4 protein-coding genes are annotated in these 7,626 nt (G+C 73.8%); all 4 read right to left on the reverse strand.

The features are described from left to right. Nucleotides 1–87: 87 nt before the first annotated feature. Nucleotides 88–2,058, reverse strand: coding sequence for an ATP-dependent DNA helicase (locus ACFXA3_RS28485; protein ID WP_385191345.1), 1,971 nt, complete (start codon nt 2,056–2,058; stop codon nt 88–90). Between the two features lie 52 nt (nt 2,059–2,110). After that, the gene (locus ACFXA3_RS28490; RefSeq protein WP_385191346.1) at nt 2,111–4,054 is read right to left on the reverse strand and encodes an IucA/IucC family protein; all 1,944 of its coding nucleotides are present in this window, start codon (nt 4,052–4,054) and stop codon (nt 2,111–2,113) included. A gap of 177 nt (nt 4,055–4,231) precedes the next feature. Next, nucleotides 4,232–4,981 (reverse strand): GNAT family N-acetyltransferase, encoded by a 750-nt coding sequence (locus ACFXA3_RS28495; protein WP_385191348.1) that lies wholly within the window; start codon nt 4,979–4,981, stop codon nt 4,232–4,234. 6 nt (nt 4,982–4,987) lie between these two features. After that, nucleotides 4,988–7,051 carry an IucA/IucC family protein gene (locus tag ACFXA3_RS28500; RefSeq protein WP_385191349.1) on the reverse strand — a complete coding sequence of 688 codons (2,064 nt, stop codon included), beginning with the start codon at nt 7,049–7,051 and terminating at the stop codon, nt 4,988–4,990. Nucleotides 7,052–7,626 lie beyond the last annotated feature (575 nt).

Here is a 7,626-nt window from a genome sequence, read left to right on the forward strand (position 1 = left end):
CGGCAGGGGCTCTTTTGGATTACCCCTCGATCACCCCTGGGGGGGGCACTCCTGGGCCTGACCTCTAACGAGGGCTGCCTCCGGTGACTACTTGCCGTCCGCCTGTGCGGCCGCGTCGATCGCCGCCAGCGAGCGCCGCGCCTGGTTGCGGTCCGTGGTGTACCAGAAGTCCGGCAGCGTGGCCCGCAGGAAGCTCCCGTACCGGGCCGTGGCCAGCCGGGGGTCCAGCACTGCGACGACACCCCGGTCACCGCCGGCCCGGACGAGCCGGCCCGCTCCCTGGGCCATCAGCAGCGCGGCATGCGTGGCCGCCACGGCCATGAACCCGTTGCCGCCGTGCTCCTCGACCGACTTCTGCCGGGCGCTCATCAGCGGGTCGTCGGGGCGCGGGAACGGGATCCTGTCCATGACCACCAGCTGGCAGCTGGGACCGGGCACGTCCACGCCCTGCCAGAGCGACAGCGTTCCGAACAGGCAGGTCTTCGGGTCCGCCGCGAACGCCTTGATCAGCTCGCCCAGCGTCTCCTCGCCCTGGAGCAGGATCGGGTTGTCGAGCCGGCCGCGCAGTTCCTCGGCGGCCGCCTTGGCACCCCGCATGGAGGAGAACAGGCCCAGGGTGCGGCCGCCGGCCGCCTCGATCAGCTCGGCGAGCTCGTCCATCATGTCGCCGCGGGTGCCCTCGCGGCCGGGCGTGGCCAGGTGCTTCGCGACGTAGAGGATGCCCTGCTTGGGGTAGTCGAAGGGCGAGCCGACGTCCAAGCCCTTCCAGACCGGCACGTCGTCCCCCGCGACTCCCTCGGGGGACAGGCCGAGCGAGGCCGCCACTCCGTTGAAGTCGCCGCCCAGCTTGAGCGTCGCCGAGGTGAGGACCACCGAGCGGTCTTCGAACAGCTTCTCGCGCAGCAGCCCGGACACCGACAGCGGGGCGACCCGGAGCGTGGCCCCGAAGCGGTCGTGCCGCTCGTACCAGACGACGTCGTACTCGGAGCCGAGCAGGATCCGCTCGGCCACGCCGTGGACGCTCTCGACCGCGGCGAGGGCCTGCTTGCGCACGGCGTCCTCGTCCTGGACGGACTTGTCGCGGGTCGCGCCGATCGCGGAGATGACGTTGCGCGCGGCATCCCGCAGGGCCGCCAGCGCGTACCCGAGGTCTTCGGGAACCTCCTCCAGCCGGCCCGGGAGGGCCAGCTCCATGACCCGCTCGAACGACTCGGACGCGGTCTGGAGCGAGTCCGCGGTCTTCTCGTCGACCAGCTTGGCCGCCCGCTTCACGGCGCGGTTGACCTGGCCCGGCGTGAGCTCGCCGGTGGCGACGCCGGTCACCCGGGAAACCAGCTCGTGCGCCTCGTCCACGATCAGCACCTCGTGCTGCGGCAGCACCGGGGCGCCCTCGATGGCGTCGATGGCCAGCAGCGCGTGGTTGGTGACGACCACGTCGGCGAGCTTGGCCCGCTCGCGGGCGGCCTCGGCGAAGCACTCGGCGCCGTACGCGCACTTCGTCGCGCCCAGGCACTCCCGGGAGGAGACGGAGATCTGTGACCATGCCTTGTCCGAGACGCCGGGCGTCAGGTCGTCCCGGTCGCCGGTCTCGGTCTCGTCGGCCCAGTCGCGCAGGCGCAGCAGGTCCTGGCCGAGCTTGCTGGTGGGGGCGGCCGCCTCGAACTGGTCGAAGAGGCCCTCCTCCTCGTCCTGCGGGGCTCCCTCGTGCAGCCGGTGCAGGCACAGGTAGTTGGACCGGCCCTTGAGCATGGCGAACTGCGGGCGGCGGCGGAGCTGCGGATGCAGCGCGTCCACCGTCCGGGGCAGGTCGCGCTCGACGAGCTGCCGCTGGAGGGCCAGGGTGGCGGTGGCCACGACCACGCGCTCGCCGTGCGCCAGGGCCGGCACCAGGTAGCCGAGGGACTTGCCGGTACCGGTGCCTGCCTGGATCAGCCGGTGCGTGTTGTCGTCGATCGCTTCCGCGACGGCTTCGGCCATGGACACCTGGCCGGGCCGCTCCGTGCCGCCGACGGCGGAGACGGCGGCATGCAGCAGGTCGGTGAGGGAGGGCTTCGTCATAGCACTCCCAACCCTACGGGTCGCCACCGACAGCGATCGCCACGACGACGGTTCACGGCCGGTACAAGGGGTTGGGCACGGTGCCGTACTCCACTGCGTGCGGGCGGTCGGAGCGGTCGCGGTAGCCGTCCTCGTACAGCCGGTTCCGGTTCAGGCAGAGCCTCCCGATGTGCTCGCCGAGCAGGTCGAAGAGCTCGTAGCGCTCCTTGAGCTCGGGAAAGCGGGCCTGGTGGCGCAGGATTTCCGCCCGTACGAGCGACCAGAAATCGTCCTCCGGGACGCCGAGGCGGTCCTCGCACAGGGCGGACAGGTAGCGGAAGACCCCGACGAAGAGACCGGAGTGGATGTACTGGGGCAGGAAGTCCGCCGGCTTGTCGCGCAGCGCGGCGCGCACCTCGGCGGGCACGGAGGCGAGCTCCGGCAGCGGCTCGCGGCAGATGTTGACCTCGCCCACGAAGTCCTTGAGGGCGAGCCGGACCGGGACGTCCTGCTCGTCGAAGATCACGGTGGTGTTCTCGCCGTGCGGGGAGAAGACGGTGCCGTAGCGGTAGAGGAAGTGGAGCAGCGGGGGCAGCAGGGCGGCGAAGAGCCGCTGCAGCCAGCGGGCCGGCGCCAGCCCGGACCGGGCGACGAGCTCGGCCGTGAAGGACCGGCCGCGCGGGTCGACGTGGAGGAGGGAGGCGAGGGTGCGGGCCCGCTCCCCGGGGGCGAGCCGGCCGGTCAGGGGTTCGCGCCAGATCGCCCCCAGCAGCTCCTTGTACTGGTACGGGGCCTCGGGGAGCTGGTCGTAGACGGGGTGGCGGACGGTGACCGAGGCGACCTCGCCGAGGAGGATGACCGCGCATTCGTCGCGGAGGAAGGGGTCGGCGTCGTACAGGGACCGGATCCAGGAGGTGACTGCGGGCGCGGCCGCGGACTGGTCGGAGGGCAGGCCGCGCCAGACCAGGGTGTTGAAGACGGAGAGCGGCAGTTTGACGCTGTGCCGGTCGGGGCGGGTGAGGTTGAGGAAGGTGCGGACGGACTGCTGCGGGATGCGTATGTCGGGGTCGGCGGGGAGCGGGACCAGGGCGCCGGAGGCCAGGGCGGGTGCGAACAACGGAAGCACGATCTCGTCCCACTGCCAGGGGTGGACCGGGAGGTAGAGGTAGCCGAGCGGGTCGAGGCCGCGGGCGCGCAGGATCCGGTCGAACACGTCCCGGGTGACGGGGTCGAGCTCCTGGGCGTAAAGCCGGGCCGGGTCCTCCAGGCCGGCCGTGCCGCGGTAGGCCGCGAGGGAGGCATGGGCGGCGAGCCACGGCAGCCGCTGGCGGGTGCGGGCTTCGGGGGCCCAGGCGGCGGTGTCGGCGGCGGACAGTCCCAGGCGGCCCTTGTTGAGGACGAGCCAGGGGTGGCCGGTCTGGTGGCCTTCGAGCTCGGCGTGGTCGAGGTCGGCGAGGACGTCGGCGGTGAGCGCGGTGTGGTCGATGCGGGCGTCTGCGGCGAGCGTGGCGCTGAGCTCGCGGACCAGGTGGCCGAGGGTGGCACCGTCGAGGCCGAGGAGGGTGCGGGTGCGGAGAAGGAAGGCGTACGGGTCCGAGAACGCGGTCGGCGGCTCCGTCGACGGGGGCGGCGGGGTGAGCGTGATCGTGTCGGGGGCGACGTGCCAGCTCCCGTAGGCACGGCGGCGGGCCCGGAAGCCGAGGCTGCTGCCGTCGTCGAGGGTCAGCTGCCAGGCGTCGCCGGTGGAGTCTCCGGTGGTGGAGTCTCCGGCGGTGGTGGCGCTGCTGGTGGAGGGGCTGCCGGGGGAGGCTGTGGTGGCGCTGCCGGCCGGGGCGGGGCTGAGGATCTCCTCGTAGGCGAACTCGCCGAGCATCTTGGCGAGCAGGCGGCGGGCGGCCGCTTCCCAGGTGGCGGTGTTGATTTCGGGCGGGGTGCAGGGGTGTTGCGGGGACGGCGGAACGGCAGCGTCCGAGTAGGGGGTGCCGGTGGAGTCGGGGGTGGCGGGGAAATTCGGCACGGGCCTCCTCGGGGATCGGGAACTTTGCTGCGCGACGCAGAGTTTTCGAAGGGTGAGGCGTGAACGGGAGGCCTGAGCGGGGAGGGGTGGAAGGCGAGTGGACACGGGGGTTTGGAGCCGGGACGGGCTGGACGCGGGAAGGTGCGGCGGCGGGTTCCGGGGATGTGGGGCGGCGATTCAGAGGAGATTGCGCAGCGCCCTCTCCCGGATCATCAGGGCGGCGCGCTTCCCGGGAAGGTCGATCTCGGCGGAGCAGCGGAATCCGGAGTTGAGGAAGGCCGAGACGGAGGGGGTGTTGCGGATGTCCGGTTCGGCGATGACGCGCGTGCAGCGGGGGCGGTTGTCGAACACCAGGTCGGCGACGGCGCGCAGCAGGACGGTGCCCAGACCGCGGCCGCGGTTCGTGCCGTCTCCGATGAGCAGGTGGATACCGGTGTCGTGGGGGCGCGCCGCGTAGTGGCGGGAGAGCGGGTCGAGGTCGGCCCGGTAGATCTCCCAGTAGCTCATCGGCGTGCCGTCGAGGAGGCCGAGGCAGGGGATGCTGTGGCCGACTCCGTCGAGTTGGGACCGTACGTGGGCGGCGGTGACGGCGGCGGGGCCGGCGAGCTCCCAGTAGGCATCCACCTCGGGGTCGTTCATCCAGCCGGTCAGCAGCTCCAGGTGGCGGCCGAGCCGTACGGGTTCGAGGCGGAAGGCGCCCGCCGCGGTGGCGGCGGGACCCCATGCGGCCGGGGAGTCGAGCAGTTCGGCCTCGGCGAGCAGGGGCAACAGCCGTGCGGTGAGCCGTCGTCCGGGGATGCGGGCGCCGAGGGTCGCGGTGGCTGTGGCAGTGGCTGTGGCTGTGGCTGTAACGGTCGCGGTGGCCATGGCCAGGGGGGCGGCGGCCACGAAGTCGACCGGGGCGGTGGAGGTGTCGGTGGAGGGCATCGGCGCTCAATCGTGGAGGGGGTTGGTGAGGGTGACGTAGATCGACTGGGAGTCCACGGGGCCGACGAGCTCGTCGAGGCCGCCCAGGCGGGTGAGCAGGTTCGCCTTGCAGCGCAGGGTGGGTGAGTCGAGCAGCCGTGCGGGGAGCGGTCCGAGTCCGGAGGCCTTGCCGAGGAACCTGCGGAAGGCGGCGAGCAGGACGCGTTCGTCGGCGAGCCGTTGGGATCCGAAGGCGCCGATGAGGCCGAGCACGTTGTTGATGCCGAGGTAGTAGGCGAAGCGTTCGTCGGTGACGGCGTCGGAGACGAAGGTGTCGCTGGCACTGCCGATGCCGGGGAGCCGGCGCTCCAGTTCCGCGCGGCGGGAGGCGCGGAAGTAGTAGCCCTGGTTGTCGCGGTAGCGGCCGCCGACCGGCCAGCCGGCCGGGTCGAGGAGGACCAGCGTGTTCTGCTGGTGCGCTTCGAGGGCGATGCCTGCCAGCGCGTCGAAGGCGAGGACCGGCAGGACGACGTGTTCGAGGTAGCGCAGGAACCACTCGGCTGCGACGGCGGATGTCGGGCGCCCGGTGGTGGCGGCGAGCCGGGAGACGGTCTCGGCGAGCCGGGAGCGCATGCCGGCCCGGCCCGGCCACGGGCGGGGCGAGGTCAGTGCGGCGATGCAGACCGCGTCGTCGTGGGAACGGAAGGGGTTGTGTCGCAGGACGGTGTCGAGGCCGGGGACGGGAGTTCCGTCCGGGGCGTCGACGGCGATCCAGGCGGGGTCGCGCACGATGTCGAAGCCGGGGTGGGCCGCCTGCCACTGTTCCGCGAGGCCGGTGCGCAGTAGTCGGTGCACCTCGACGCCGCGGTGGAGTTCCTTGCGGAGGTTCTCGCGGCGGGAGTTGGTGATGCGCACGCCCAGGGAGAGCTTGAGCATCGCGGGTGCGCCGGGGCGGTGGACGGTGCGGACGGAGGAGGTGGGGTACCAGGGTTCGCCGTACGGGCCCAGGTCGTGCAGGAGTCCGGCGTCGCGGAGGCTGGCGACGTCGGGGCGTTGGAGCAGGTCGCGTGCCTGCCACGGGTGCAGGGGAAGGGGGGTGGAGCCTTCGGGTAGCGGCAGGCCGGGGACGAGCCGGCCGAGGAGCCGGGCGGCGGAGACGGGGCGGCCCCGTTCGGTCCAGGCGGAGTCGGTGGCGAGGGCGGAGGGGGTGATGGCGAACCAGTGCAGGGGGAAGGAGCCGTGGAGTTCGGGTGAGTAGCGGCGTACCTCGGTCTCGGAGAGTCCTTCGCGGCTCTTCGGGTCCGGTTGGAGGGGGTGACCGAGGAGGAGGGACTGTTCGGCGGTGAGGAAGAGGTCACCGGCGACGGGTTCGGGCGGGGTCGGCCGTTCGCGCCGGTCGGCGATGAACTCGGCGGTGCGGCGTACGGAGTCGGCGACCCGGCCGACGAGATCGGCTCCGCCGCGGCCGGAGTTGTCGCCCTCGCGGGCGAGGAGCGAGGCGAGGGTGACGGCGTCCAGGGCGGGGGCGTGGGTGGGCGCGCCTTCGAGCCGGGCGGGGGCGAAGCGGTGCCAGCCGGCGGGAGACCAGTGGCGGACGGCGACGAGCAGTGCGGTGCCGGATGCGGGGAGGGGGATGCGCAGGAGGGTTCCGACGGGCCCGGCGGGCCGGCCGATGGCGCTTTCGCGTACCCAGCAGCGCAGCAGGTTCTCCACCGTCGTGGCCTCGGCGGCGACGGCCGGGTCGGGATGGTCCAACAGGTCGGGCAGCAGCGCGGGTTCGGGTCCGGCCGGACCGGCTGAGCCGGCCCGGGACCGGAGCGTGCCGTCCTTCTGCCGCGGGACGGTGGCCCCGCCTGCTGCCGGACCCGCTGCCGACGCCGCTGCCGCACCGGGACCGGGAACGGGCTGCGGGACATAGGCAGTCCCGGTCGCGTCCGCCCCATCCGCCCCATCTGCCTCGTCCCGGTCGAGGGCTTGCCGTGGCGTTGCCTGAGGGCCCGGGACGGATCCCGCTTCCGTCGCGGGGAGCCCCCCTGCACCGGGCGGGAGCTCAGGCTCGGGCCCGGTCCATCCGGGTCCGTGGCCGGCCAAGCCGGAGGCCGCCGGGGGCGGCGGTGCCTGCGCGGAACCGCCCGCCCCCGGCTGGGCGACGGCACCGCCTGTGGTCCAGGGAGCCGTCCGGGGGTCGGAGGCGGCCGTCTCCGGCTGCGGGGTGATCTCGCCGGGGGCACCGGAGGCGGGTTCGGCCGGGCCGGGACGCGGGGGCTGCGGCTGCGGGTCCGGCGTGGTCCCGCCGCGGCCGTCGCCACCCGCGGCGCCGAAGCCTGCCCGCGCGACGGCCGAGCCGGACAGGCCTCCTCCGGCGGTGTCCGCCTGCCGGGTCCCGGCGCGCGGTCGCGGTGTCGCCGAGCCGGACAGTCCGGGACTCACCGGCTCCGGGGCGGCGGGGATCGTGGCGCTGCCGGGACCGGAGGGCGGCAGCCAGGGGCCGGCCGGGCCGGGGCTCGCCGATTCCGGCTGCGGTGTGGCGTCGCCGAGGCCGGTCGGGGCCGTGCCGCGCCCGGGGGTGGGTGCGCCGGCCGGGGCGGGGCCCGCGGAGTTCGGATCCGGCTGCGGGTTGCCGGGACGCGGCCGGCGGGGTGCTGAGCCGGGGAGGTCGGGGCTCG

The sequence above is a fragment of the Streptomyces sp. NPDC059456 genome (assembly GCF_042750055.1).
Lineage (GTDB): Bacteria > Actinomycetota > Actinomycetes > Streptomycetales > Streptomycetaceae > Streptomyces.